The following is a 25,921-nucleotide window of genomic DNA, read 5'->3' as shown; positions in this document are numbered from 1 at the left end:
TAAAAAATTAAGGATTTACAATGATTTTGAATGCATTCTCTCTTGAAGGTAAAGTCGCCGTTGTGACCGGTTGTGACACAGGTTTGGGTCAGGGGATGGCGCTTGGTCTGGCTGAAGCAGGTTGCGATATCGTCGGTATCAACATTGTTGAACCGACAGAAACCATCGAACGCGTGACCGCACTGGGCCGCCGTTTTTTAAGCCTGACCGCCGATCTGCGTCAAATCGATGGTATTCCGGCGCTGCTGGAGCGCGCAGTGGCAGAATTCGGCCATATCGATATTCTGGTCAACAACGCGGGTCTTATCCGTCGTGACGATGCGATCGACTTCAGCGAAAAAGACTGGGATGACGTGATGAACCTGAACATTAAGAGCGTGTTCTTTATGTCTCAGGCCGCGGCGAAGCACTTTATCGCTCAGGGTAACGGCGGCAAAATTATCAACATCGCCTCTATGCTTTCCTTCCAGGGCGGGATCCGCGTGCCGTCTTACACCGCGTCTAAAAGCGGCGTAATGGGCGTTACCCGTCTGATGGCGAATGAGTGGGCAAAACATAACATCAACGTCAACGCGATTGCACCGGGTTACATGGCGACGAATAACACTCAACAGCTGCGTGCTGATGAGCAACGTAGCGCAGAAATCCTCGATCGTATTCCGGCGGGTCGTTGGGGTCTGCCGAGCGATCTTATGGGGCCTGTCGTGTTCCTGGCGTCCAGCGCATCTGACTATATCAACGGCTATACCGTTGCAGTAGATGGCGGCTGGCTGGCACGTTAATTCGCTTTCCAGAACCGTTAAACCCTGCCCTCTGGCAGGGTTTTTTTATATTCGGATCATTAAAATCCATATTGTGGTTATAAATTATTCCATATTAAATTTCATACGTATAAATTTATTGTTTTTAATATTCTTTAATATCAATTAGTTAAATTTAATTGAGTGATTGTCGGTAAATTTTAAAATTGGAATATCCATCACATAACCATGTGGTGTAGCTATTTAATCCATGTTTTTGCCGTTTCCCGCCTGACGCTTCCTGCAAGGGATCCCTTACTTTCAATGGCATGGTTACTCTGTATCTGGCAGGAAAAAATGGTCTCAATAAATAATGATGCTGCTTTAGCGCCGCGCCCAGTGCGCGATACGCGACGTATGAATATGTTTGTTTCTATCTCTGCGGCTGTCGCAGGGTTGTTATTCGGCCTGGATATTGGCGTGATTGCTGGCGCGTTGCCTTTTATCACCGATCACTTTGTGTTGACCAGCCGCCTGCAGGAGTGGGTGGTAAGCAGCATGATGCTGGGTGCGGCAATTGGTGCGCTTTTTAACGGTTGGTTGTCATTCCGCCTGGGGCGCAAATACAGCCTGATGGCGGGCGCGATCCTTTTCGTCGTCGGATCTCTGGGCTCGGCGTTTGCCTCCAGCGTAGAAATGCTCATTTTTGCCCGCGTGGTGCTGGGCGTAGCGGTGGGGATCGCGTCTTACACCGCACCGCTCTATCTCTCCGAAATGGCCAGCGAAAACGTGCGTGGCAAGATGATCAGTATGTATCAGCTGATGGTGACGCTGGGTATCGTTCTGGCCTTTTTGTCCGATACCGCGTTCAGCTACAGCGGTAACTGGCGCGCTATGCTTGGCGTGCTGGCGCTTCCGGCTGTATTGCTGATTATTCTGGTTGTTTTCTTGCCCAACAGCCCGCGCTGGCTGGCGGAGAAAGGTCGCCACATCGAAGCTGAAGAAGTACTGCGCATGTTGCGCGATACGTCAGAAAAAGCCCGCGATGAGCTGAACGAAATCCGTGAAAGCCTGAAGCTGAAGCAGGGTGGTTGGGCGCTGTTTAAAATTAACCGTAACGTGCGTCGCGCGGTTTTCCTCGGAATGTTACTGCAGGCGATGCAGCAGTTCACCGGGATGAACATCATCATGTATTACGCGCCGCGCATTTTTAAAATGGCGGGTTTTACCACCACAGAGCAGCAGATGATTGCCACGCTGGTAGTTGGCTTAACGTTTATGTTCGCCACCTTTATTGCCGTCTTCACGGTCGACAAAGCAGGACGTAAACCGGCGCTGAAAATTGGTTTCAGCGTAATGGCCATCGGGACACTGGTGCTTGGTTATTGTCTGATGCAGTTTGATAACGGCACGGCTTCCAGTGGGCTATCCTGGCTGTCAGTTGGCATGACGATGATGTGTATTGCAGGCTATGCGATGAGCGCCGCGCCGGTAGTGTGGATCCTGTGTTCGGAAATTCAGCCGCTGAAATGCCGTGATTTTGGTATTACCTGCTCCACCACCACCAACTGGGTGTCGAATATGATCATTGGCGCAACGTTCCTGACGCTGCTCGACAGCATTGGCGCCGCCGGTACGTTCTGGCTCTATACTGCGCTGAACGTCGTATTTATTGGTATTACGTTCTGGCTGATTCCAGAAACCAAAAACGTCACGCTGGAGCATATCGAACGTAAGCTGATGGCTGGCGAGAAGTTAAGAGATATTGGGGTGTAAGTCAGATAAGCATGCCGGATGGCGGTTCAGCCTTATCCGGCCTGCGAGTGGAGTCTCTTATAGGCCGGGAAAGCGTCAACGCGACCCGGTTTTTTTAATTAGCGCCTTACCCGTGAAGAAAATCTTCGCGAATTGGGGTAAAGGTATCCAGCAGCGTTCCCGGTTTTAAGCAGACGCAGCCATGCATAATGTTGGGCTGTTTATACAGGGTATCGCCCGCCCTAACGATATGTTTCTCTTCGCCGATGGTAAATTCAAACTCACCGGACAACACGTAAGTCAACTGCTCGTGCGGATGATTGTGCATCGGGCCGATTGCGCCTTGCTCGAAGTTCACCTCAACCGCCATCATGTTACCGCCGTGAGCAAGAATGCGCCGGGTAACGCCATTGCCCAGATCGTCAAGCGTGGTCTCTTTATGAAAAATAAACATCCGGCCTTCCTGTAATTAATTAAAGCAACGTTTCATTAAAGCTATATCAGAAAATTAAAAAAAGAAATGCACGCCAACAGATGTGGAAAGTTGATCACATCTTTGGTTCACTGGAGAGACAACAACGAGTCAGGGGAAATGATGAAAACGATCGGTCTGTTAGGCGGTATGAGCTGGGAATCTACCATTCCTTATTATCGACTCATTAATGAAGGGGTAAAACAGCGTCTGGGTGGACTGCATTCGGCACAGATTCTGTTGCACAGCGTGGATTTTCACGAGATTGAAGCCTGTCAGTCAAGCGGTGACTGGCAGCGAGCCGGTGAGATCCTCGCGCAGGCCGCCATAGGGCTACAGCAAGCCGGGGCGCAAGGAATTGTGCTGTGTACCAACACCATGCACAAAGTTGCTGAGGCGATTGAAAGCGCCTGTGATGTGCCGTTTCTGCATATTGCCGACGCGACGGGGCGGGCGATACAAAAGCAGCAAATGAGCAACGTGGCGCTACTGGGTACGCGTTACACCATGGAGCAGGATTTTTACCGCGGGCGTTTACAGACTGAATTTGGCATTAGCACGCTGATCCCTGAAGCTGATGATCGTCAGAAAATAAACCAGATTATTTTCGACGAGCTGTGTCTCGGTGAATTCAGCGAGGCTTCCCGCGATTATTACCTGGGCGTCATCGACCAACTGGCGAAACAGGGGGCGCAAGGGGTGATCTTTGGCTGTACCGAGATTGGTCTGCTGGTTCCCACCGAGCTAAGCCCACTACCGGTTTTCGACACCGCGGCAATCCATGCGCAAGATGCGGTGGCGTTTATGCTTTCGGCTGCGGATGCAAAATAGCCTCCAGCGGGTCAATAAGCCTCGGTAGATGGGCCTGCAGATGTGCCGTAAAAGCATCAACCAGCGCCGAGGCGGGGCGATGAAGTGGGTGAATCAGGCTGACTGTAAAGGGTACCGAAATACTGAAGCGGCGGATAACGACTCCGCTGCTGGCGTAATCCAGCGCCGTCAGTGGGTTTACCACCGAGATCCCAACGCCCGCCCGCACCATTGCACAAATTGAAGCAGCGCTATGGGTTTCAATCACCATGCGGCGCTTCACCTGGTGCTCATTAAACAGTGTATCCAGTAGCTGACGGTAGCTGTCGGTGCGCGACAGGCTGATGTAGTTTTCTCCCTGAAAATCCTGCGGCGTTAACACCGCTTTCTTAGTCAGCGGATGGCCCTGCGGCAGCACGCACACTTCATCCAGCGCCAGCAATTCGGTGCGTTTCGTTCCGGCAGGCGTATGCAGCGTTTCCGTTAACCCCAGATCGTGGCGCTGCGCCGACAGCCACTCTTCCAGCAGCGGTGACTCCTGCGGCACTATCTGAATATTGACCTGTGGATAGCGTGCGAGGAATGGCTGCAGCAGCGGCGGTAAAAAAGACTGTGAGAATACCGGCAGGCAAACAATCGACAATTCGCCCTGGCGAAACTCACGCAGGCTTTCGGCGGCGCTCACAATTCTATCAAGGCCATACCACGAACGTTGCACCTCTTCAAACAGACGTAACCCTTGCACGGTTGGGTGCAGTCGGCCACGCGTGCGTTCAAACAGCGTTAATCCCAGCACTTTCTCGAATCGGGCCAGTTCCCGGCTGACGGTGGGCTGCGAGGTATGTAGCATGCGCGCGGCTTCTGTCAGATTGCCTGCCGTCATGATGGCGTGAAAAATTTCGATGTGTCGCAGGTTAACGGCGGGCATGGGCAATCCTCGAATGAATCAATCCATATCATTTTTGCATAGACTCACGATAAAACGATATTTTTTATTCTTTTCGGGCTGTGGCGTAATCATAAAAAAGCCAATATCGGAGCACACCATGCCACGCCCACTCAATAGTACTGACACTGACCTGACCGCCGACAACCTGCTGCGCCTGCCTGCCGAATTCGGCTGCCCGGTGTGGGTCTATGATGCTCAGATTATCCGCGCGCAGATTGCCAAATTGAGTCAGTTTGACGTGGTGCGTTTCGCCCAAAAGGCATGTTCGAATATTCATATTTTGCGCCTGATGCGCGAGCAGGGCGTGAAGGTTGATTCCGTCTCGCTTGGCGAAATTGAACGTGCGCTGGCGGCAGGCTTCGTACCGGGGAAAGATGAAATCGTCTTTACCGCCGATATGATTGATGAAGCGACGCTCGCGCGGGTGCATGAATTGAGCATTCCGGTAAATGCCGGGTCGGTGGATATGCTGGAACAACTGGGCCAGGTCTCGCCGGGCCATCGCGTGTGGCTACGCGTAAACCCTGGCTTTGGACATGGGCACAGCCAGAAAACCAATACCGGCGGTGAAAACAGCAAGCACGGGATCTGGTATAGCGATCTTCCCGCGGCGCTGGAGGTGATTCAGCGCTATAAGCTGAAGCTGGTGGGGATTCATATGCATATCGGCTCCGGCGTAGACTACGGCCATCTGGAGCAGGTGTGCGGCGCAATGGTGCGCCAGGTGGTTGAATTTGGTCAGGATCTGGAGGCGATCTCCGCGGGCGGTGGTTTATCAATCCCGTATCGCGAAGGGGAAGAGGCGATCGATACCGATCACTACTTTGGATTGTGGAACGCTGCGCGTGAACAGATTGCTAAACACCTGGGCCACCCGGTCGCACTTGAGATAGAGCCGGGTCGTTTTCTGGTCGCGGAAGCCGGTGTGTTAGTGGCGCAGGTACGTAGCGTAAAAGAGATGGGTAGCCGCCACTTTGTGCTGATCGATGCGGGCTTCAACGATCTAATGCGCCCGGCCATGTACGGTAGTTATCACCATATCTCAGCGCTGGCAGGGGATGGTCGCTCTCTGGAACACACCCCGCAACGGGAAACCGTGGTAGCCGGGCCGCTGTGCGAATCTGGCGATGTGTTTACCCAGCAGGAGGGCGGAAATGTGGAAACCCGACTGTTGCCTGCGGTGGTGCCGGGCGATTATCTGGTGCTGCATGATACCGGGGCGTACGGCGCGTCAATGTCGTCAAACTACAATAGCCGCCCGCTGCTGCCGGAGGTTTTGTTCGATAACGGCGTGGCGCGGCTAATTCGCCGTCGCCAGACCATTGATGAGCTGTTAGCGCTGGAATTAATCTGATTACAGCGTTGTGAAATGCCGGATGGCGCTACGCTTATCCGGCCTACGATATTAACTGCGGGGCCTGTAGGCCGGATAAGGCGCTTGCGCCGCCATCCGGCATTTGATTACTTAAAGTATGGCCCGAGCGTTACTGAGTCACGTAGTACCAGTTTGCCGGTAAACGGTGGGATTGGCTCGACGCTCTCGCCGTTGGCCAGCCGGATAGCCTGGTCGATTGCCGTGGTTATCATTGTATCAATCGGTAGATATACGGTAGACAGCCCCGGCTCCAGCCATTTGGCGCTGGGCGCATCATCAAAACCAAACAGTGAGACGTCCGTTGGGATCCTCAGCCCGGCCTGATGTAACGCTTTTGATGCGCCTAATGCCATGTCATCGTTACAGGCGAACAGGGCGCTAAATTTCACCCCTTCCTCCAGCAGTTCACGGCAGGCCTCATAGCCTCGCGTCATCGTGGAGTCGCCGTATTTGACCTTATCGGGATCCCAGGGAATACCGTTTTTTTCCAGCGCTTTACGATACCCCATCAGGCGTGATTTACCGGTAGGCGTATGGCCTGGCACAGTGATACAAGCAATATCGCTATGGCCCTGGGAGATCAGATAATTGACCGCCTGATAGGCCGCGTCTTCCTGTTCAAAGAAAATTGCGCGATCGCGGGCCTGGCTGACATCACGGTTGATGACCAGCAAGGGCATAGCAATGCTGTTCATCAACGACATAATCGCCTTTTCACTCATATAGCGGGTATAGAGAATAATGGCGTCGCACTGCCTGTCCGCCAGCATTTGCACGGCTTCCTGCTCACGCTCTGGTGTGTCGTGGCCGTCGGTGACGATCAACTGCTTGCCGTGAGATTCCGTCTGGCGTGAAGCCTGTTGCAGCAGGCGGCCAAAGTAGAATCCATCAAATGTGGAAACTACCAGACCAATGCTGTTGCTGGTGCGGTTTGCCAAAGAGCGCGCTAAAAAATTAGGCCGATAATCAAGTGCCTGCATGGCCTTAAACACTTTCTGGCGCGTGCTCTCTTTTACCTGACCCGTGCCATTCAGTACGCGCGAAACGGTCGCTTTTGAGACGCCTGCGTGTCGTGAAACGTCCAACATCGTAGTCATAACGCTATCCTGGTTAATCGTTTGACGATGAATTCCCCGGCTCTGTCAGCGTCGAAACGGAATGGCGACGCACCAGAGTTGGGTTAAAAACGTGGGTAATTTCAGGCACGGGACGCTTCTCCGCCAGCGCGAGCGCCAGTTCGGCAGCCTGGGTTGCCATCGTCACGATCGGGTAGCGCACCGTGGTCAAACGCGGGCGCACGTAGCGGGAAACCAGCACATCATCAAAACCAATCAGCGAGATTTCTCCCGGCACATCAATGCCGTTATCATTCAATACCCCCATGGCACCAGCCGCCATTGAGTCGTTGTAGCAGGCTACCGCAGTGAAGTTTTTGCCACGGCCAAGTAACTCGGTCATAGCCTGTTCACCGCCGCTTTCATCCGGTTCACCAAACGTTACCAGGCGATCGCTGACAGGAATATTGCTCTCTGCCAGCGCGTCGTAATAGCCTTGCAGACGATCTTCCGCATCTGAAATCGTGTGATTGGAGCACAGATAGCCAATGCGCGTGTGGCCTTGTTGAATGAGGTGTCGGGTCGCGAGCCAGGCGCCGAAACGGTCATCAAGGGCAACGCAGCGTTGTTCGAATCCCGGCAGAATTCGGTTAATCAATACCATGCCGGGGATTTGCTTCATGAGTGATGCCAGCTCAGCATCCGGGATAATTTTTGCGTGGACAACAAGGGCTGCGCAGCGGTGGCGAATGAGCTGTTCAATCGCCTGTCGTTCCTTCTGTTCGTTATGGTAGCCGTTACCAATCAGTAAAAAATTACCGGTGTTATAGGCCACCTGCTCGACAGCTTTAACCATTGCCCCAAAGAATGGATCGGACACATCTCCCACCACCAGACCGATGGTCTCTGTGGATTGTTGTGCCAGCGCACGCGCATTGGCGTTGGGGTGGTAGCTGAGTGATTCCATTGCACTTGTTACGGCCAGGCGCGATGCTTCGCTGGCTTTAGGGGAATCATTGATCACTCGAGAAACGGTGGCGACTGATACACCAGCTAGTCGGGCTACATCCTTTATGGTCGCCATGATAGTACCTGTTGTGGGTAAACGCTTACATTCCGTCAGTGTTACGGAAAATGGCTGGCTGTTCAAGCAGATTGCCTGTCAGAACGTCGCAAATGTGAGCGCACACGAGCGAAGTAAGACAGAAAATAGAAAATGCTAATTTTTGCTTACACTTTGCGATGTGCTGTTGCGATTGTTCGCTGGTGAGGGAACTGAGCAGATTGCTAGAGTTGAGATCCCAGAGGTATTGATAGGTGAAATCAACTTTCGGGTTGATCACTAGAATTACACCAGCCTGCGCAGATGCGCAGGTTTTTTTTTACCTTCAGCCTATCTGTAACAGTAACCGATAATTTACACAACTCGTTGCATTTGGGTTCATTCCTTTGCGTTTTCGCACTGGCGTATCTGGCTGCTGACGACCACAATCAAGATCCCAGAGGTATTGATTGGTGAGATTATTCGGTACGCACTTCGTACCTGTCTCTTGCACCAACCTGCGCGGATGCGCAGGTTTTTTTTCGGATTGTATTTACCAGTTACCTGTCGCGCCCATTCCCCAACTCGTATACTCTCCCACCATTGATGTTTATATAATTAATGGCACAGGGAGTTGAGATGCTATTTGGCTTTTTTCGTAATCTGTTTCGCGTGCTTTTCCGCGTTCGCGTCACGGGCGATGTCAGCGCGCTACAGGGAGAACGCGTTCTAATCACTCCCAACCATGTCTCATTTATAGACGGCATCCTGTTGGCGCTCTTTTTACCGATTCGTCCCGTCTTCGCTGTTTACACCTCTATCAGCCAGCAATGGTATATGCGCTGGCTAACTCCGCTGATTGATTTCGTACCGTTAGATCCAACTAAACCGATGTCGATTAAACATCTGGTTCGTCTGGTCGAACAGGGCCGTCCGGTGGTTATTTTCCCGGAAGGACGTATTTCGACGTCCGGTTCGTTAATGAAAATTTATGACGGCGCGGGGTTTGTCGCCGCAAAGTCTGGGGCGACGGTCGTTCCTGTGCGCATTGAAGGCGCGGAGCTTTCCCGCTTTAGCCGCCTGAAAGGTTTGGTTAAACAGCGATTCTTCCCGCGCATCCGCTTACATATCCTACCGCCGACACAACTGCCGATGCCGGAAGCACCGCGTGCTCGCGATCGCCGCAAAATCGCCGGAGAGATGCTGCATCAAATTATGATGGAAGCACGCATGGCGGTTCGTCCGCGTGAAACGCTATACGAGTCGCTGCTGGCAGCGAAATACCGTTTTGGCGCAGGCAAAAACTGCATTGAAGATGTTAACTTTACCCCGGACAGCTACCGCAAACTGCTGACAAAGACGCTCTTTGTGGCCCGTATTCTGGAAAAATACAGCGTCGAAGGTGAAAAAATCGGCCTGATGCTGCCAAACGCGGGGATCAGCGCAGCGGTCATTTTTGGCGCCATTGCGCGTCGACGCATTCCGGCCATGATGAACTACACCGCGGGCGTGAAAGGATTAACCAGCGCCATTACTGCGTCTGAAATCAAAACGATCTTCACATCCCGACAGTTTCTCGATAAAGGCAAACTCTGGCATTTACCGGAACAGCTCACCCAGGTGCGTTGGGTTTATCTGGAAGACTTAAAAGCTGATGTGACCTTCAGCGATAAGCTGTGGATTTTCTCACATCTGCTGGCACCTCATCTGGCGCAGGTGAAGCAACAGCCGGAAGACGCTGCGGTGATCCTCTTTACTTCTGGTTCAGAAGGCCATCCGAAAGGCGTGGTTCACAGTCATAAAAGCATTCTGGCGAACGTTGAGCAGATCAAAACGATTGCCGATTTCACCGCCGATGACCGTTTTATGTCGGCGCTGCCGCTGTTCCACTCCTTTGGCCTGACGGTGGGATTATTCACGCCGCTACTGACTGGCGCAGAAGTGTTTCTTTATCCCAGCCCGCTGCATTACCGCATTGTGCCAGAGCTGGTATACGACCGGAACTGCACCGTGTTGTTTGGTACTTCAACGTTCCTCGGCAACTATGCGCGTTTTGCGCATCCGTACGATTTCCACCGCCTGCGCTATGTGGTGGCGGGAGCGGAAAAACTTCAGGACAGCACAAAGCAGCTGTGGCAGGAGAAATTTGGCCTGCGCGTTCTTGAAGGCTATGGCGTGACGGAATGTGCGCCGGTTGTGTCGATTAACGTACCAATGGCGGCAAAATCGGGAACGGTAGGGCGCATCTTGCCTGGTATGGATGCTCGACTGTTGGCCGTTCCGGGAATTGAGGACGGTGGGCGTTTACAGCTGAAAGGTCCTAATATTATGAGCGGTTATTTGCGCGTCGAAAAACCTGGCGTGCTGGAAGTGCCGACAGCAGAGAATGCGCAAGGTGAGATTGAGCGCGGCTGGTATGACACCGGAGACATCGTGCGCTTTGATGAAAACGGCTTTGTACAGATTCAGGGGCGCGCTAAGCGTTTCGCTAAAATTGCCGGAGAGATGGTTTCGCTGGAAATGGTTGAGCAACTTGCGTTGGCGGTATCTGCAGACAAAATGCACGCCACGGCGATCAAGAGTGATGCCAGCAAAGGTGAGGCGCTGGTGCTGTTCACTACCGATAGCGAACTTACGCGTGAAAAACTACAGCAGTATGCGCGGGCGCACGGCGTACCTGAACTCGCTGTACCGCGTGATATTCGCCACCTGAAGCAACTCCCATTACTCGGCAGCGGTAAGCCGGATTTTGTTACGCTGAAAAGCTGGGTCGATGAGCCGGAAAAACAACATGAGTGAGTCAGTGCACACTAACACTTCAATCTGGTCCAAAGGGATGATGTCCGTTATCGCCGCACAGTTTCTGTCGGCGTTTGGCGATAACGCGTTGCTGTTTGCTACGCTGGCGTTGCTGAAGGAGCAATTTTATCCGGACTGGAGTCAGCCGATCCTGCAAATGGTGTTTGTGGGCGCTTACATCCTTTTTGCCCCCTTTGTTGGACAGGTGGCGGATAGCTTTGCCAAAGGCAGAGTGATGATGTTCGCGAACGCTCTGAAATTGCTGGGCGCGGCGAGTATTTGCTTCGGCATTAATCCGTTTCTTGGGTATACGCTGGTGGGAATCGGCGCGGCGGCGTATTCACCAGCCAAGTATGGCATTCTCGGTGAACTGACTACCGGCGACAAACTGGTGAAGGCTAACGGCCTGATGGAAGCCTCCACCATTGCCGCGATTTTGCTCGGTTCTGTCGCCGGCGGCGTTCTGGCCGACTGGCACGTAATTGCCGCGCTTTCTGCCTGTGCCCTGGCCTATGCTGGCGCGGTGGTGGCTAACCTGTATATCCCGAAACTGGCCGCGGCTCGTCCTGGCCAGTCCTGGCATCTGGGGAAAATGACGCGCAGTTTCTTCTGTGCGGCTTCATCGTTGTGGCGCAACGGTGAAACACGCTTCTCGTTGGTGGGAACCAGCCTTTTTTGGGGCGCGGGCGTTACGCTGCGTTTTCTGCTGGTGCTGTGGGTCCCGGTGGCGCTCGGCATCACCGATAACGCCACGCCGACCTACCTCAATGCCATGGTAGCGATCGGGATTGTGGTCGGTGCGGGTGCGGCAGCGAAGCTGGTAACGCTGGAAACCGTTTCGCGCTGTATGCCTGCGGGGATCCTGATTGGCGTCGTGGTGCTGATTTTCTCTCTTCAACATTCGCTGCTTCCGGCCTACGCATTGCTGATGCTTATCGGCGTGTCGGGTGGCTTCTTTGTGGTGCCGCTGAATGCGTTGCTGCAGGAACGGGGTAAGAAAAGCGTCGGCGCAGGTAATGCGATAGCGGTACAAAACCTGGGTGAAAACAGCGCGATGCTGTTGATGCTCGGTATTTACTCACTGGCGGTGCTGGTGGGGATCCCGGCTGTTGCGATTGGTATTGGATTTGGTGCGCTGTTTGCGCTGGCGATTGCGGCGCTGTGGATTTGGCAGCGCCGCCATTAGTCTGTTGTATGCTGTTGCCGTATCAGGCCTACAGGGAAGTTGTCTGTAGGCCTGATAAGCGTAGCGCCATCAGGCGCTAACTGTTACGGTGCAGGATAGGTATACACCTGATGCACCGCTTCAATCTCTGCCAGTACTTCTTCGCTCAACTCCAGATGCAGACTTTCAACGTTGGTTTTTAGCTGCTCCATCGTCGTGGCGCCCAGCAAAGTGCTGGCGACAAACGGCTGACGACGCACGAATGCCAGCGCCATTTGCGCGGGATCCAGATTATGGCGTTTCGCGATATCCACATAGGCCGCAACGGCTTTCTGCGTCTGCTCGCCGCTGTAGCGCGTGAAACGGCTAAACAACGTATTGCGTGCACCGGCAGGTTTCGCGCCGTTCAGGTATTTCCCGGTTAACGTACCGAAGCCCAGGCAAGAGTAAGCCAGCAGCTCAACGCCTTCATACTGGCTCACTTCAGCCAGTCCAACCTCAAAGCTGCGGTTCAGCAGGCTGTAGGGGTTCTGGATGGTGGCGATGCGTGGCAGATCGTGTTTGTCCGCCAGGTGCAGATAGCGCATCACGCCAAACGCGGTTTCATTAGAAACGCCGATGTAGCGAATTTTCCCGGCGCGCTGAAACTCGGCCAGCGCGTCCAGGGTATCGAGAAGGGAAACGACTGGCGCGGAGTCTGTCCAGCTGTAGCCTAACTTACCAAAGCAGTTGGTCGGGCGCTGCGGCCAGTGAACCTGATACAGATCCAGATAATCGGTTTTTAGTCTTTTCAGGCTGTCGTGCAGCGCTTCACGGATATTTTTACGGTCCAGCGCCTGATTCGGTCGAATGCCGCTGTCGTTGTTACGTGATGGTCCGCTGACCTTAGAAGCAACGATCAGCTTTTCGCGGCTGCCGTGTTTGGCGAGCCAGTTACCTACGTAGGTTTCGGTGAGGCCCTGGGTTTCAGGACGCGGCGGTACCGGATACATCTCGGCAACGTCGATCAAGTTAATGCCCTGTGCTACGGCATAATCGAGCTGTGCATGTGCGTCGGCTTCGCTGTTTTGTTCACCAAACGTCATTGTGCCCAGCCCCAGTGTACTGACTTCCAGCGAGCTGTGGGGTATACGGTGATATTGCATAGCCGTTTCCTTTTTATAATCACGACATAAGGATTATAAAAATGGCTGAGGGAAGAGAAAAAGGGAAGTAAAATTGTTAAGGCCAGCGCGCTGCTGACCTCAACCATCAGCGTTCAATGATTTGAGACACATCATCGCGGTTAATCTGCATCGCATTGCCCTGCTGATCGTGATAGCTCACCAGACCGGTATCATCGTCAATTTCTGGTTTTCCATCGGTCAGGATCATTCGACCATCTTTTGTCGCCATTACATAATCGCTGCTGCATCCGGAAACGGCAAAAGCCAGTCCTACGGCGGAAATCAAAACTGCCCATTTTTTCATCTGCTTATCCTCACATGGCCTGCGTCTGACAATAGTTTAGTAATAACGCGAAGTTGTGCAGGGTGAAAGCAGTAAAATCTTAAACTGTGAGAAGGGGTAGGTGTGGCTGGCATTCGCTCCCCTTGCGGGGAGCGATGGATTTCATCAGAGCGGATTTTTTTTATTACGCCACAGGTTCAGGGTCTCTACCGCGATAGAGAAGAACATGGCGAAATAGATATATCCTTTCGGAACGTGGACGTCGAAACTTTCCAGAATCAGCGTAAAACCGACCAGAATCAGAAACGAGAGCGCCAGCATTTTTACCGAAGGGTGGCGATCGACAAACTCACCAATCGGGCGAGCAGCAAACATCATGACGCCTACGGCAATCACCACCGCCGCCATCATGATAAACAGATGATCGGACAAGCCTACCGCAGTAATCACGGAATCCAGACTGAAGATAATGTCTAACAACATGATCTGTACAATCGCACCCAGAAAAGAGGATACGCGAGTTTTCAGACCTTCTTCCTCACCTTCAATGGATTCGTGGATCTCTTTACTGGCTTTCCAGATCAGGAACAATCCCCCCAGCAGAAGGATCAGGTCGCGTGCTGATATCGCCTCGCCAAACAGCTCGAATAACGGGTTTGTCAGCCGCGTTACCCAGGCGATAGAAGCCAGCAGTGCCAGACGCATGATCATCGCCGCCGCCAGCCCAATACGTCGGGCATGATTGCGTTGCGCTGTCGGGAGTTTGGCTACAACCAGAGAAAGGAAAATAATATTGTCGATCCCAAGAACGATCTCCAGCAGCGTCAGCGTACCGAGCGCAAGCCAGGCGTTAGGATCGGTTATCCATGCAAATAACATCGAACAAAGTCCTGCCAAAAAAAAGAAGCGGTAATTATAGGCCCGTAACGCGGCGGGTGAAAGGCCGGACGGTGCCTATTGCGCCTGGAACAAGAAATGTCGCTCAAGCAATGCGCGGGTGAAGTTCTTTTTCAGGTAAAAGCCGCGTGGCAGGGTCAGGATGGGTTCGCCGTTGGCGCCAATGGCCTCGGTAAGCGCGCGGGCGTTGGCGGCTTTAGGACGCAGTTGCAGTACTTCCCCATGGCGAGCGGTGATGCGTTCGACATGACCTAACACAATCATGTCCATTAACTCTTCCCAGTCCAGACGCAATTGCCGGTCTTCTTCTTCATTCGGGCTCCACAGCAGGGGAGAGCCGACGCGGCGCTCAGCCAGAGGGATGCTGCGTTCGCCTTCTACCGGGATCCACAGAACACGTTTGAGTTTGTGCCGTACATGGCTGGTTTCCCAGGTGACGCCGGTATTGCCGGTTAACGGCGCCACACACACAAAGGTGGTTTCCAGCGGTCTGCCAAGACTGTCCACAGGGATCGTTTTCAGCTCCACGCCCAGCGCCGCAAAATCCTGCTCTGGTTTACTGCCCGCGCTGGCACCGAGCCAGATTTCCAGCAGGACGCCAATCCAGCCTTTATCGCGCTTAAGATCCTTCGGCGTAATGATTCCCGCCATTGCCGCTAATTCTCCTAACGCGTAGCCCGAAAGCTGCCGTGCCTGGCTCAGCAACTGGGCTTCAGATTCAGGGGGAGAAAGCAACGGACGGAGTTCTGGCATCGGGTTAACCCTTAGGTGAAAAAATGAGCAGTGATTTTATACCGTATGGACAGAGTTTATCTTTTTCCACATGCTTTATTCAATTCTATGATTTATATTGGTTTTTAGATTCACGTTCGCAGAGTTGCGCAACAGCGAAGCGGGTTTTCCAATTCTGGTCACTGACAATGAACAGGATCTTACACCATGTTATCCACAGAAAGATGGGATAACTGTGAAAAACCCCCACTACTGTTTCAATTTACAGCCTTGACGTGCGACGAAAATCGAATTTTCACACAAATTGTGCCTAACTTATTGGCATAATCTGTGGATAAAACCAACGCTGGTCGATCTTTCATCAGCGTGAAGATCGTATGCGTGATGCACATCACATTTCTGTGTGTTTATCTGCGTGGATCGGTTTTAACTTTATGAATGTATAAGAGTATTTTTGATATGTGACGAATGTCTTATTCGGACTGTTCTGGGTTTTCCCATAGTAATTCCGTACTTCTTCACAACTATATCCACAGAAAAGGTGAATAAAATCGCCTTGCTTGCCCTTCTTCTGTTTATAACTCGGCCTTTAACTGTGAGTTATTCAATTGTTATTAGAATATCGCACCCTTAACAGAGTGGTTTACCGCCCCTCAGGAGTGTGAAACAATCGTTTGTATATAAGGTTTATGTTGAGGTAGTCCGGTGATTGATGACGATGGCTACCGCCCGAATGTAGGGATAGTAATTTGTAACCGCCAGGGGCAGGTCATGTGGGCCCGGCGATTTGGTCAGCACTCCTGGCAATTCCCACAAGGTGGGATCAATGCAGGAGAGACAGCAGAGCAGGCGATGTACCGGGAACTCTTTGAAGAAGTGGGTCTCAGTCGTAAAGATGTACGGATCCTTGCTTCTACTCGTAACTGGTTGCGTTACAAGTTACCGAAACGTTTGGTGCGTTGGGACACGAAGCCGGTTTGTATCGGCCAGAAACAAAAATGGTTTCTTCTGCAATTGGTCAGTAGCGATGCTGAAATCAATATGCAAACCAGCAGTACACCTGAGTTCGACGGCTGGCGCTGGGTGAGTTACTGGTATCCGGTTCGACAGGTGGTGTCATTTAAACGCGATGTCTATCGCAGGGTGATGAAAGAATTCGCAAGTGTTGTCATGGCGCTTCAGGAGAGCACTCCTAAACCGCAAAGCGCACCTGCGTACAGACGTAAAAGAGGTTAAGCTACGCAAATTATGCTCACCCGCCTGCGCGAAATAGTCGAAAAGGTGGCCAGTGCTCCGCGTCTGAACGAAGCGCTGAATATACTGGTTACCGATATCTGTCTTGCGATGGATACCGAGGTCTGCTCGGTCTATCTGGCCGATCACGATCGACGTTGTTATTACCTCATGGCGACCCGGGGACTAAAAAAACCACGTGGTCGCACTGTCGCACTCGCGTTTGATGAAGGTATCGTTGGCCTGGTTGGCAGGCTGGCGGAACCTATCAACCTCGCCGATGCGCAAAAACATCCCAGCTTTAAATACATTCCTTCGGTAAAAGAAGAGCGTTTTCGTGCATTCTTAGGCGTACCGATCATTCAGCGTCGCCAGCTTTTAGGTGTGCTGGTGGTGCAGCAGCGTGAGCTGCGTCAGTACGATGAAAGTGAAGAGTCTTTCCTCGTCACGCTCGCCACGCAAATGGCGGCCATACTTTCGCAGTCGCAGCTAAACGCGCTGTTCGGTCAATACCGTCAAACACGTATCCGTGCGCTGCCTGCCGCTCCCGGTGTGGCAATAGCCGAAGGTTGGCAGGATGCGACGCTGCCGTTGATGGAACAGGTCTACCAGGCTTCAACGCTGGATCCAGTGCTTGAACGCGAGCGACTGACTGGTGCGCTGGAAGAGGCGGCGAACGAATTCCGCCGCTACAGCAAGCGTTTTACCGCTGGGGCGCAGAAAGAAACGGCGGCGATCTTTGATCTTTACTCGCACTTGCTTTCCGATACCCGTCTGCGCCGCGAGCTGTTTGCGGAAGTGGATAACGGTTCGGTGGCCGAGTGGGCGGTTAAAACGATCATCGAAAAGTTTGCCGAACAGTTCGCCGCGCTGAGCGATAACTACCTCAAAGAGCGGGCCGGAGATTTACGCGCGCTGGGCCAGCGTCTGCTGTTCCACCTTGATGACTCTATCCAGGGGCCGAATGCCTGGCCGGAACGCTTTGTGCTGGTGGCGGATGAACTTTCAGCAACCACGCTGGCGGAGCTTCCTCAGGACCGGTTAGTTGGCGTGGTTGTCCGGGACGGCGCAGCCAACTCTCATGCGGCAATTATGGTGCGTGCGCTGGGTATCCCTACCGTTATGGGGGCCGATATCCAGCCGTCGGTGCTGCATCGCCGTACGCTGGTGGTGGACGGTTATCGCGGTGAACTGCTGGTCGATCCGGAACCGGTATTGATCCAGGAATACCAGCGTCTTATCAGTGAAGAAATTGAGCTGAGCCGCCTGGCGGAAGACGACGTCAACCAGCCAGCACAGCTGAAAAGCGGCGAGCGCGTGAAGGTGATGCTCAATGCGGGTCTCAGCCCGGAACATGAAGAAAAGCTGGGTAGCCGAATCGACGGCATTGGCCTCTATCGCACCGAAATCCCGTTCATGCTGCAAAGCGGATTTCCTTCGGAAGAAGAACAGGTTGCGCAGTATCAGGGGATGCTGCAAATGTTTAACGACAAGCCGGTGACCCTGCGTACGCTGGATGTCGGCGCCGATAAACAGCTGCCCTATATGCCGATCAGTGAAGAGAACCCGTGCCTTGGCTGGCGAGGGATCCGCATAACGCTCGATCAGCCGGAGATCTTTTTGATCCAGGTTCGCGCTATGCTGCGTGCGAATGCGGCAACCGGAAACCTGAGCATTTTGCTGCCGATGGTAACCAGCATCGATGAAGTGGACGAAGCGCGACGTTTGATTGAACGCGCCGGACGCGAAGTGGAGGAGATGATCGGTTACGAGATCCCGAAACCGCGCATTGGCATCATGCTGGAAGTTCCGTCGATGGTGTTCATGCTGCCGCATCTGACAAACCGGATAGACTTTATCTCGGTTGGAACCAACGACCTTACCCAGTACATACTGGCCGTCGATCGTAACAACACACGGGTAGCCAGCATTTATGACAGCCTGCATCCGGGGATGTTGCGTGCGCTGGCGATGATTGCGCAGGAAGCCGAAAGAAGCGGTATCGATTTGCGCCTGTGTGGTGAAATGGCGGGCGACCCGATGTGCGTGGCTATTCTGATCGGTCTCGGTTTCCGTCATTTGTCGATGAACGGTCGTTCTGTCGCTCGCGTAAAATATCTGCTGCGCCATATCGATTTTGATGAGGCGCAAACGCTGGCGCAGCGCAGCCTGGAGGCACAGATGGCAACAGAAGTACGCCATCAGGTAGCGGCCTTCATGGAGCGTCGTGGCATGGGGGGCTTGATTCGCGGGGGATTGTAGGTCTGACAAGCGTAGCGCTATCAGGTATTACGGGGGATAGAGATTACCTATACAGATCTTTTACATCTTCCCGGCATCCGCTTCTAACCCCTTGTGCTATCATTCGCACCTTTGGAGCGCCTGCATTATGCAGGCGCGCTTATCAATTGCTGTCTGACTTCAGCGAAATAACAAGAACTTGTGGTGACAGATGACCAGTAGCTATCTGCATTTTCCGGATTTCGATCCGGTCATTTTCTCAATCGGACCCGTCGCGCTTCATTGGTACGGCTTAATGTATTTGGTGGGGTTTATTTTCGCGATGTGGCTGGCGACGCGCCGCGCGAATCGTCCGGGCAGTGGCTGGACCAAAAATGAAGTAGAAAACTTACTGTATGCGGGCTTCCTCGGGGTTTTCCTCGGTGGGCGTATTGGTTACGTACTGTTCTATAACTTCCCGTTATTCCTCGATAATCCCCTGTATCTGTTCCGCGTCTGGGACGGCGGTATGTCCTTCCACGGTGGACTTATCGGTGTGATCCTGGTGATGATTATCTTCGCCAAACGCACTAAGCGTTCGTTCTTCCAGGTTTCTGATTTCATTGCCCCGCTGATTCCGTTTGGCTTGGGTGCAGGGCGTCTGGGCAACTTTATCAACGGTGAGCTGTGGGGACGCGTTGACCCGAACTTCAAGTACGCCATGCTGTTCCCCGGCTCCCGTACCGAAGATATTTTACTGCTGCAAACTAACCCGCAATGGCAGTCTATTTTTGATACCTACGGCTCGCTGCCACGCCACGCCTCACAGCTTTATGAGATGGCGTTGGAAGGCGTTGTGCTGTTTATCATTCTGAACTTGTACATTCGCAAACCGCGCCCGATGGGTTCGGTATCCGGTCTGTTCCTGATTGGTTATGGCGCGTTTCGTATTATTGTTGAATTCTTCCGCCAGCCGGATGCGCAGTTTACCGGCACCTGGGTACAGTACATCAGCATGGGGCAGATCCTCTCTATCCCGATGATTGTCGCAGGCATTATTATGATGGTTTGGGCGTACCGCCGCAGCCCACAGCAACACGTTTCCTGAGGAACCATGAAACAGTATTTAGAACTGATGCAAAAAGTGCTGGATGAAGGCACACAGAAAAACGACCGTACCGGAACCGGAACGCTTTCCATTTTTGGTCATCAGATGCGTTTTAATCTGCAGGAAGGGTTCCCGCTGGTTACGACTAAACGCTGCCATTTACGCTCGATCATTCATGAGCTGCTGTGGTTCTTGCAGGGCGATACTAACGTTGCCTACCTGCATGAAAACAACGTCTCAATCTGGGACGAATGGGCGGATGAAAACGGTAATTTAGGCCCGGTTTACGGCAAACAATGGCGCGCGTGGCCTACGCCAGATGGTCGCCATATCGACCAGATCACCACCGTGCTAAACCAGCTGAAAAATGATCCGGACTCTCGTCGCATCATCGTTTCCGCATGGAACGTCGGTGAGCTGGATAAAATGGCGCTGGCACCGTGCCATGCGTTCTTCCAGTTCTACGTGGCGGATGGCAAGCTCTCCTGCCAGCTGTATCAGCGTTCGTGCGATGTGTTCCTCGGCCTGCCGTTTAACATTGCCAGCTACGCTTTGCTGGTACACATGATGGCGCAGCAGTGCGATCTGGAAGTGGGTGATTTTGTCTGGACCGGCGGCGACACGCACCTGTACAGCAACCATATGGATCAAACGCATCTGCAGCTTAGCCGTGAACCTCGCGCGCTGCCGAAACTGGTTATCAAACGTAAGCCTGAATCAATCTTTGACTATCGCTTCGAAGACTTCGAAATTGAAGGCTACGATCCGCACCCGGGTATTAAAGCGCCGGTAGCTATCTAACCTGTTTCAGGCTGTCACAACCGACGCCCATGTGCGTCGGTTTTTTTTGTCTCAAATCGCGTTTTTCGGCGTGGATTCCTGAAATATTGCAACGGCCTGTAACGCGCTAAATATTCCCCATAGCTCGCCGTAGAAACCGAATTTCCCGCTCGTTATTCATTTTCCTCACGCCATACTGGCGACATGAAAAAACAACAAGGTTACACGCTTCTCGAAACTCTCATTGCGATGCTGATTGTCGCGGCGCTTGGTGCATCTGGGCTGTATGGTTGGCAGCGCTGGCAGCAACAGCAGCGGCTGTGGCAGACAGCCTGCCAGGTGCGGGACTACCTGCTGCAACTGCGTGAAGATGCTAACTGGCGTAACCGCGATCACGTGATAAGCGTGATTCGGGATGGCACATCATGGTGTTTTGTCAGCTCTGCGGCTTCGCAAACCACGTGTCGACCCGTTTCGTCTTTGGTTTTTACACCGCCCTGGGATGACGTCGAAATGGCAGAGATAACACCTTCACTGGCCTTTTTTGGACTGCGCAATACGGCATGGGCCGGACATATACGCCTGAAAAATACGGCAGGGGAATGGCGCGTGGTGGTGTCTGGCTGGGGACGAATCAGGCTTTGCGAGCGCGATGAGGCCAGATTATGTCAGTAAACGAACGGGGATTTTCACTGCTGGAGATGCTCATTGCCATGGCGATTAGCAGTATTTTATTGCTTAGCTCAGCGCGATTTTTACCGGCGCTACAGCGAGAGATTCTGCGTAACACCCGCCAGTTAGTACTGGAAGATGAAATATGGCAGCGGGTCTACACCGTGGCGAAGCATCTTCAGCGGGCGGGATATTGCCGGGGAAACTGTGTCGGAGAGGGACTGGTGATATCGGCTAAGGGAGACTGTGTTATTGCCCGCTGGGATGCCAACAGCAATGGCGTTTGGGAAAGCAGTCCCGTGAAAGAGGCTGATTCTATTGGGTTTCGTTTACAGGACAAGGTGTTGGAAACCGTGCGTGGAGCCACCGGCTGCACTGGCAAAGGATGGGAGAAAATGACCGATCCGGCCACGATGAAGATTGAGGCATTCCAGGTTGAAAGGCTGAATTACAGCGGATATTCCCCGCTTCTTACGCTGCGTTTGCGTGGAGTGAGCAATGACCAACCACAAAAAGTTGTTGAAGCGATCTACAGCGTTACGGGATTCAACCTATGAACCGTGAGAGAGGCGTATCCTCTCTGACAATGGTCCTGTTGCTGCTGGTGCTCGGTAGTCTGCTGCTGCAAGGCGTTAGCAGACAGGAGGCCAGTTTTGCTGCGCGTGTGGTCACACAAAGTCAGGCGCTGCAGCGTCAGGCGGTAGTGCAATCCGCGATGGAATGGGGGCGTACGCAGCCCTGGCGCTTACAACCCGCCGTACAGTGTCGGCGCGTTCCCACGCAGGATGCCGCGGTTTGCCTGCGTCTGCTTACCAATAATTTTGTGCTGCTTATTGCCCACTATGAAGAGATATCGTTATGGCGTCAGGGGGCGGTTATTGATGGCAACATAGAATTCTCGGCGCGTGGCTGGAGCGATTTTTGTCCGCTAAAGGAGCAGACGTTATGCCAGATCCCCTGAACAGACAGCGTGGCTTTAGTCTGCCGGAAGTGATACTGGCAATGGTACTAATGGTAATGATTGTGACCGCGTTGTCAGGATATCAGCGGGTGCTAATGAACAGCTTTATCATCAGAAACCAGTATCAGCAACTCTGGCGCCACGCCTGGCAGCAAACCCAGCTGTACCCGTTTTCATCGCCTGTGAACTGGCAGGTTAACCGAATGCAGACAACGAGAGCGGGATGTGTCAGCATCAACGTTATAATTTCTTCACCCCTCGGCAGGCAGGGTCAGATGACGCGTCTGCATTGCCCGAATCGTCAGTAGTCAGGAGTCGCTATGTTAAGGGTCTACCACTCCAACCGTCTGGATGTGCTGGAAGCGTTAATGGAATTTATCGTTGAGCGCGAGCGGCTGGACGACCCCTTTGAGCCTGAGATGATCCTGGTTCAAAGTACCGGTATGGCGCAGTGGCTACAAATGACTCTTGCACAGAAGTTTAGTATTGCCGCCAATATCGATTTTCCGCTGCCCGCGAGTTTTATCTGGGATATGTTTGTGCGCGTGCTGCCGGATATCCCGAAAGAGAGTGCGTTCAGCAAACAGAGCATGAGCTGGAAGTTGATGACGCTGTTGCCACAATTGCTGGATAGCGATGACTTCGCATTGCTACGCCACTATCTGACGGACGACACTGATAAACGTAAGCTTTTTCAGCTTTCCTCGCGCGCGGCTGACCTTTTCGACCAGTATTTAGTCTACCGCCCTGACTGGTTGACCCAGTGGGAAGCGGGGCGACAGGTTGAGGGACTTGGCGAGTCTCAGGCCTGGCAGGCACCGTTGTGGAAAGCGCTGGTGGAATACACCGCGGAATTGGGCCAGCCGCGCTGGCATCGTGCCAATTTATACCAACGATTTATTCAGACGTTGGAAAACGCGTCCGAGTGCCCGCAGGGACTGCCTTCTCGCGTCTTTATTTGCGGTATTTCGGCGCTGCCGCCGGTTTATTTGCAGGCATTGCAGGCACTGGGTAAGCACATTGATATTCATCTGCTGTTTACCAACCCTTGTCGCTACTACTGGGGGGATATTAAAGATCCTGCCTGGCTGGCGAAGCTGATGGCACGTCAGCGTCGGCACAGCTTTGAAGAACGGCATCTGCCGCTGTTTCGTGATAATCAGAAAGCCGAAGGATTATTTAACAGCGATGGCGAACAGGATGTGGGCAACCCGATGCTGGCCTCGTGGGGCAAGCTGGGGCGTGATTACATTTATTTGCTTTCGGAGCTGGAAAACAGTCAGGAACTGGATGCGTTTGTCGACATTACACCTGACAACCTTTTGCATAATATTCAATCAGATATTCTGGAACTCGAAAGTCATGCCGTAGCGGGCGTTACGCTGGAAGAATATTCCCGTAGCGACAATAAACGACGGCTTGAGCTGAACGACACCAGCGTGACTTTCCATGTCTGCCATAGCCCACAGCGCGAGGTGGAAATTCTTCATGACCGGCTGTTGGCCATGCTGGAAGCGGACCCAACGCTGACGCCGCGCGATATTATCGTGATGGTGGCGGACATCGACAGCTACAGCCCATTCATTCAGTCGGTCTTTGGTAGCGCGCCAGCCGAGCGTTACTTACCTTATGCAATATCTGACCGTCGGGCACGCCAGTCTCATCCCGTCTTACAGGCTTTTATTAGTCTGCTGTCTCTACCGGATAGCCGTTTTGTCTCCGAGGATGTCCTGGCGTTACTGGATGTCCCCGTGCTGGCGGCGCGTTTCAACATTGATGAAGAAGGGCTGCGCTATCTTCGCTTATGGGTCAATGAATCCGGGATTCGTTGGGGAATTGACGACGATAACGTGCGTGAACTGGAACTTCCGCCTACAGGTCAGCATACCTGGCAATTTGGTTTAACGCGTATGCTGCTCGGCTACGCGATGGAAAGCGCGCAGGGCGAGTGGCAATCGGTGTTGCCTTACGATGAGTCCAGCGGTTTGATTGCCGAACTGGTAGGGCATCTGGCCTCGTTGCTGATGCAGCTTAATCTCTGGCGTAGAGGATTAGCGCAGGAACGTCCGTTGGAAGAGTGGCTACCCGTTTGTCGGGAAATGCTTAATGATTTCTTCCTGCCGGACGCGGACACCGAAGCGGCGATGACGCTGATTGAACAGCAGTGGCAGGCTATTATCACTGAAGGTTTAGGGGCCGAGTACGGCGATGCAATACCGCTCTCTCTGTTACGTGATGAGCTGGCCCAGCGCCTTGACCAGGAACGCATCAGCCAGCGCTTCCTGGCGGGTCCCGTTAACATTTGTACGCTGATGCCGATGCGCTCCATTCCGTTCAAAGTGGTGTGCCTGCTGGGTATGAACGATGGGGTTTATCCACGTCAACTTGCGCCGCTGGGCTTTGATTTAATGAGCCAAAAACCGATGCGGGGCGATCGCAGTCGTCGCGATGATGACCGCTATCTGTTCCTCGAAGCATTAATTTCGGCACAGCAGACGCTCTACATCAGCTACATTGGCCGCTCTATTCAGGATAACAGCGAGCGCTTCCCGTCGGTGCTGGTACAAGAACTGATGGACTACATTGGGCAAAGCCACTACCTACCGGGCGATGAATCATTGACCTGCGATCAAAGCGAGGCAAGGGTAAAAGCGCACATAACCCGTTTGCATACCCGTATGCCCTTTGATGCACAAAACTATTTGCCGGGTGAACAGCAAAGCTATGCCCGGGAATGGCTGCCTGCGGCGAGTCTGTCAGGAAAAGCGCACACGGATTTTGTGCAGCCTCTTCCTTTTGAAATGCCAGAAACGCTAACGCTGGAAACGCTGCAGCGATTTTGGGCACATCCGGTACGCGCCTTTTTCCAGATGCGTTTGAGGGTCAACTTCCGCTCTGAAGAGAGCGAGATCCCGGATACGGAACCTTTCACTCTTGAAGGGTTGACCCGCTACCAGCTTAATCAGCAATTGCTTAATACGCTGGTTGAAGAGAACGATGCTGAACGACTGTTCCGCCGTTTTCGTGCGGCGGGCGCGCTACCCTATGGGCCGTTTGGCGAAATTCTGTGGGATACGCAGCGTCAGGAAATGCAGTCGCTGGCTGAACGCATTATCGCCTGTCGTCAGCCCTGTCAGAGCATGGAAATCGATCTTAACTGTCACGGCGTGCAAATCACCGGCTGGCTGCCGCAGGTGCAAGAGGATGGTTTGTTGCGCTGGCGCCCATCTTTGATAAGCATTGCGCAGGGTGTGCAACTTTGGCTGGAACATCTTGTCTATTGTGCCAGTGGCGGTAGGGGAGAGAGCCGATTGTTCCTGCGTAAAGACGGAGAATGGCGTTTTCCGCCGCTGGATGCAGAACAGGCGTTGCTGTACCTGTCGCAACTCATTGAGGGGTATCGGGAAGGCATGTCGTCACCGTTGATGGTATTACCCGAAAGCGGTGGTGCATGGATAAAAACCTGTTATGACGCCGCAAATGATGCCATGTTAGATGACGATGCAACGTTGCAAAAAGCGCGCAGTAAGTTTCTGCAAGCCTATGAAGGCAACATGATGGTACGTGGCGAAGGTGATGATATCTGGTATCAGCGTCTTTGGCGTCAACTGGATGCTGATACTCAGGAGGCTATTGTTTTACAGTCTCAGCGCTACCTGTTACCGATTTTTCGCTTTAATCAGTCATGATGATTGTATAAAAATTGC

Annotated in this window: 23 protein-coding genes; 15 read left to right on the top strand and 8 right to left on the bottom strand. The window is 53.0% G+C overall.

The annotated features are described in order from the left end of the window. Nucleotides 1-20: 20 nt before the first annotated feature. On the top strand, nt 21-782 hold the full coding sequence (gene kduD, locus OGX89_RS16075; RefSeq protein ID WP_003033923.1) for a 2-dehydro-3-deoxy-D-gluconate 5-dehydrogenase KduD: 762 nt from the start codon (nt 21-23) through the stop codon (nt 780-782). Between the two features lie 315 nt (nt 783-1,097). After that, nucleotides 1,098-2,516, top strand: a complete 1,419-nt coding sequence (araE, locus tag OGX89_RS16070) for an arabinose-proton symporter AraE (RefSeq protein ID WP_003033926.1) — start codon at nt 1,098-1,100, stop codon at nt 2,514-2,516. Between the two features lie 106 nt (nt 2,517-2,622). Here araE and OGX89_RS16065 read toward each other — a convergent pair whose 3' ends face one another. Beyond that, entirely contained in the window at nt 2,623-2,949 is a 327-nt protein-coding gene (locus OGX89_RS16065) for a cupin domain-containing protein (protein WP_003825583.1), read from the bottom strand. Between the two features lie 141 nt (nt 2,950-3,090). On the opposite strand from OGX89_RS16065, the gene OGX89_RS16060 reads away from it, so the two are divergent. Beyond that, nucleotides 3,091-3,798 (top strand): aspartate/glutamate racemase, encoded by a 708-nt coding sequence (locus OGX89_RS16060; RefSeq protein ID WP_063940932.1) that lies wholly within the window; start codon nt 3,091-3,093, stop codon nt 3,796-3,798. On the opposite strand, the gene OGX89_RS16055 is transcribed toward OGX89_RS16060, so the two are convergent. Continuing rightward, nucleotides 3,770-4,705, bottom strand: a complete 936-nt coding sequence (locus OGX89_RS16055; protein ID WP_008785717.1) for a LysR family transcriptional regulator — start codon at nt 4,703-4,705, stop codon at nt 3,770-3,772. The two genes, OGX89_RS16060 and OGX89_RS16055, sit on opposite strands and share 29 nt — an antisense overlap. A 118-nt stretch (nt 4,706-4,823) precedes the next feature. On the opposite strand from OGX89_RS16055, the gene lysA reads away from it, so the two are divergent. Continuing rightward, the gene (gene lysA / locus OGX89_RS16050) at nt 4,824-6,080 is read left to right on the top strand and encodes a diaminopimelate decarboxylase (RefSeq protein ID WP_126956633.1); all 1,257 of its coding nucleotides are present in this window, start codon (nt 4,824-4,826) and stop codon (nt 6,078-6,080) included. A 107-nt stretch (nt 6,081-6,187) separates the two neighbouring features. On the opposite strand, the gene OGX89_RS16045 is transcribed toward lysA, so the two are convergent. Both OGX89_RS16045 and galR read right to left on the bottom strand, forming a co-directional pair. Then, nucleotides 6,188-7,198 carry a LacI family DNA-binding transcriptional regulator gene (locus OGX89_RS16045; RefSeq protein WP_008785715.1) on the bottom strand — a complete coding sequence of 337 codons (1,011 nt, stop codon included), beginning with the start codon at nt 7,196-7,198 and terminating at the stop codon, nt 6,188-6,190. Nucleotides 7,199-7,211: 13 nt separating this feature from the next. Next, nucleotides 7,212-8,240 carry an HTH-type transcriptional regulator GalR gene (galR, locus tag OGX89_RS16040; RefSeq protein WP_003033945.1) on the bottom strand — a complete coding sequence of 343 codons (1,029 nt, stop codon included), beginning with the start codon at nt 8,238-8,240 and terminating at the stop codon, nt 7,212-7,214. Between the two features lie 597 nt (nt 8,241-8,837). Between galR and aas the strand changes: the two genes are divergently transcribed. Next, complete coding sequence (gene aas, locus OGX89_RS16035) at nt 8,838-10,997, top strand: bifunctional acyl-ACP--phospholipid O-acyltransferase/long-chain-fatty-acid--ACP ligase (protein WP_003825593.1); 2,160 nt, start codon at nt 8,838-8,840, stop codon at nt 10,995-10,997. Next, the gene (lplT, locus tag OGX89_RS16030) at nt 10,990-12,183 is read left to right on the top strand and encodes a lysophospholipid transporter LplT (protein ID WP_008785713.1); all 1,194 of its coding nucleotides are present in this window, start codon (nt 10,990-10,992) and stop codon (nt 12,181-12,183) included. The genes aas and lplT overlap by 8 nt, the downstream gene beginning before the upstream one ends. 83 nt (nt 12,184-12,266) lie before the next feature. On the opposite strand, the gene OGX89_RS16025 is transcribed toward lplT, so the two are convergent. The 4 genes from OGX89_RS16025 to mutH all read right to left on the bottom strand — a co-directional run bounded on the left by OGX89_RS16025 (nt 12,267) and on the right by mutH (nt 15,261). Further along, nucleotides 12,267-13,307, bottom strand: a complete 1,041-nt coding sequence (locus tag OGX89_RS16025; protein ID WP_003825597.1) for an NADP(H)-dependent aldo-keto reductase — start codon at nt 13,305-13,307, stop codon at nt 12,267-12,269. A gap of 106 nt (nt 13,308-13,413) precedes the next feature. Beyond that, nucleotides 13,414-13,632 (bottom strand): lipoprotein YgdR, encoded by a 219-nt coding sequence (ygdR, locus tag OGX89_RS16020; RefSeq protein ID WP_000758660.1) that lies wholly within the window; start codon nt 13,630-13,632, stop codon nt 13,414-13,416. 144 nt (nt 13,633-13,776) lie between these two features. Beyond that, nucleotides 13,777-14,490 carry a TerC family protein gene (locus tag OGX89_RS16015; RefSeq protein ID WP_003033961.1) on the bottom strand — a complete coding sequence of 238 codons (714 nt, stop codon included), beginning with the start codon at nt 14,488-14,490 and terminating at the stop codon, nt 13,777-13,779. 75 nt (nt 14,491-14,565) lie between these two features. Further along, the gene (mutH, locus tag OGX89_RS16010) at nt 14,566-15,261 is read right to left on the bottom strand and encodes a DNA mismatch repair endonuclease MutH (protein WP_003825600.1); all 696 of its coding nucleotides are present in this window, start codon (nt 15,259-15,261) and stop codon (nt 14,566-14,568) included. 684 nt (nt 15,262-15,945) lie between these two features. Between mutH and rppH the strand changes: the two genes are divergently transcribed. The 9 genes from rppH to recC all read left to right on the top strand — a co-directional run bounded on the left by rppH (nt 15,946) and on the right by recC (nt 25,903). Further along, on the top strand, nt 15,946-16,476 hold the full coding sequence (rppH, locus tag OGX89_RS16005) for an RNA pyrophosphohydrolase (RefSeq protein WP_003825602.1): 531 nt from the start codon (nt 15,946-15,948) through the stop codon (nt 16,474-16,476). Nucleotides 16,477-16,488: 12 nt separating this feature from the next. Beyond that, nucleotides 16,489-18,735, top strand: coding sequence for a phosphoenolpyruvate--protein phosphotransferase (ptsP, locus tag OGX89_RS16000; protein WP_003825604.1), 2,247 nt, complete (start codon nt 16,489-16,491; stop codon nt 18,733-18,735). Between the two features lie 190 nt (nt 18,736-18,925). Continuing rightward, nucleotides 18,926-19,801 (top strand): prolipoprotein diacylglyceryl transferase, encoded by an 876-nt coding sequence (lgt, locus tag OGX89_RS15995; protein WP_003825606.1) that lies wholly within the window; start codon nt 18,926-18,928, stop codon nt 19,799-19,801. A gap of 6 nt (nt 19,802-19,807) precedes the next feature. Further along, nucleotides 19,808-20,602 (top strand): thymidylate synthase, encoded by a 795-nt coding sequence (gene thyA, locus OGX89_RS15990; protein WP_003033990.1) that lies wholly within the window; start codon nt 19,808-19,810, stop codon nt 20,600-20,602. A 183-nt stretch (nt 20,603-20,785) separates the two neighbouring features. Continuing rightward, nucleotides 20,786-21,256, top strand: a complete 471-nt coding sequence (locus OGX89_RS15985; RefSeq protein WP_126956637.1) for a prepilin peptidase-dependent protein — start codon at nt 20,786-20,788, stop codon at nt 21,254-21,256. Continuing rightward, complete coding sequence (locus tag OGX89_RS15980) at nt 21,247-21,810, top strand: prepilin peptidase-dependent protein (RefSeq protein ID WP_126956639.1); 564 nt, start codon at nt 21,247-21,249, stop codon at nt 21,808-21,810. The genes OGX89_RS15985 and OGX89_RS15980 overlap by 10 nt, the downstream gene beginning before the upstream one ends. Next, nucleotides 21,807-22,214, top strand: a complete 408-nt coding sequence (locus OGX89_RS15975) for a DUF2509 family protein (protein WP_003825615.1) — start codon at nt 21,807-21,809, stop codon at nt 22,212-22,214. The genes OGX89_RS15980 and OGX89_RS15975 overlap by 4 nt, the downstream gene beginning before the upstream one ends. Continuing rightward, on the top strand, nt 22,199-22,522 hold the full coding sequence (locus OGX89_RS15970) for a prepilin-type N-terminal cleavage/methylation domain-containing protein (protein ID WP_126956641.1): 324 nt from the start codon (nt 22,199-22,201) through the stop codon (nt 22,520-22,522). Before OGX89_RS15975 ends, OGX89_RS15970 begins: the two co-directional genes overlap by 16 nt. Nucleotides 22,523-22,534: 12 nt before the next feature. Continuing rightward, on the top strand, nt 22,535-25,903 hold the full coding sequence (gene recC / locus OGX89_RS15965; protein WP_126956643.1) for an exodeoxyribonuclease V subunit gamma: 3,369 nt from the start codon (nt 22,535-22,537) through the stop codon (nt 25,901-25,903). The last annotated feature ends 18 nt before the right edge of the window (nt 25,904-25,921 follow it).

The sequence above is a fragment of the Citrobacter sp. Cpo103 genome (assembly GCF_030332605.1).
Classification (GTDB): domain Bacteria; phylum Pseudomonadota; class Gammaproteobacteria; order Enterobacterales; family Enterobacteriaceae; genus Citrobacter; species Citrobacter portucalensis.
This window is presented reverse-complemented; position numbering and strand designations above follow the sequence as displayed.

Bases quoted from the DNA above. Each gene is read 5' to 3' on its own strand.
- OGX89_RS16065 (WP_003825583.1), bottom strand. From the start codon at position 2,949: ATGTTTATTTTTCATAAAGAGACCACGCTTGACGATCTGGGCAATGGC.
- ygdR (WP_000758660.1), bottom strand. From the start codon at position 13,632: ATGAAAAAATGGGCAGTTTTGATTTCCGCCGTAGGACTGGCTTTTGCC.
- aas (WP_003825593.1), top strand. From the start codon at position 8,838: ATGCTATTTGGCTTTTTTCGTAATCTGTTTCGCGTGCTTTTCCGCGTT.
- OGX89_RS16015 (WP_003033961.1), bottom strand. From the start codon at position 14,490: ATGTTATTTGCATGGATAACCGATCCTAACGCCTGGCTTGCGCTCGGT.
- galR (WP_003033945.1), bottom strand. From the start codon at position 8,240: ATGGCGACCATAAAGGATGTAGCCCGACTAGCTGGTGTATCAGTCGCC.
- lysA (WP_126956633.1), top strand. From the start codon at position 4,824: ATGCCACGCCCACTCAATAGTACTGACACTGACCTGACCGCCGACAAC.
- thyA (WP_003033990.1), top strand. From the start codon at position 19,808: ATGAAACAGTATTTAGAACTGATGCAAAAAGTGCTGGATGAAGGCACA.
- OGX89_RS15975 (WP_003825615.1), top strand. From the start codon at position 21,807: ATGAACCGTGAGAGAGGCGTATCCTCTCTGACAATGGTCCTGTTGCTG.
- OGX89_RS16060 (WP_063940932.1), top strand. From the start codon at position 3,091: ATGAAAACGATCGGTCTGTTAGGCGGTATGAGCTGGGAATCTACCATT.
- OGX89_RS16025 (WP_003825597.1), bottom strand. From the start codon at position 13,307: ATGCAATATCACCGTATACCCCACAGCTCGCTGGAAGTCAGTACACTG.
- OGX89_RS16055 (WP_008785717.1), bottom strand. From the start codon at position 4,705: ATGCCCGCCGTTAACCTGCGACACATCGAAATTTTTCACGCCATCATG.
- OGX89_RS15985 (WP_126956637.1), top strand. From the start codon at position 20,786: ATGAAAAAACAACAAGGTTACACGCTTCTCGAAACTCTCATTGCGATG.
- OGX89_RS16045 (WP_008785715.1), bottom strand. From the start codon at position 7,198: ATGACTACGATGTTGGACGTTTCACGACACGCAGGCGTCTCAAAAGCG.
- lgt (WP_003825606.1), top strand. From the start codon at position 18,926: ATGACCAGTAGCTATCTGCATTTTCCGGATTTCGATCCGGTCATTTTC.
- mutH (WP_003825600.1), bottom strand. From the start codon at position 15,261: ATGCCAGAACTCCGTCCGTTGCTTTCTCCCCCTGAATCTGAAGCCCAG.
- araE (WP_003033926.1), top strand. From the start codon at position 1,098: ATGGTCTCAATAAATAATGATGCTGCTTTAGCGCCGCGCCCAGTGCGC.
- kduD (WP_003033923.1), top strand. From the start codon at position 21: ATGATTTTGAATGCATTCTCTCTTGAAGGTAAAGTCGCCGTTGTGACC.
- OGX89_RS15980 (WP_126956639.1), top strand. From the start codon at position 21,247: ATGTCAGTAAACGAACGGGGATTTTCACTGCTGGAGATGCTCATTGCC.
- OGX89_RS15970 (WP_126956641.1), top strand. From the start codon at position 22,199: ATGCCAGATCCCCTGAACAGACAGCGTGGCTTTAGTCTGCCGGAAGTG.
- ptsP (WP_003825604.1), top strand. From the start codon at position 16,489: ATGCTCACCCGCCTGCGCGAAATAGTCGAAAAGGTGGCCAGTGCTCCG.
- recC (WP_126956643.1), top strand. From the start codon at position 22,535: ATGTTAAGGGTCTACCACTCCAACCGTCTGGATGTGCTGGAAGCGTTA.
- lplT (WP_008785713.1), top strand. From the start codon at position 10,990: ATGAGTGAGTCAGTGCACACTAACACTTCAATCTGGTCCAAAGGGATG.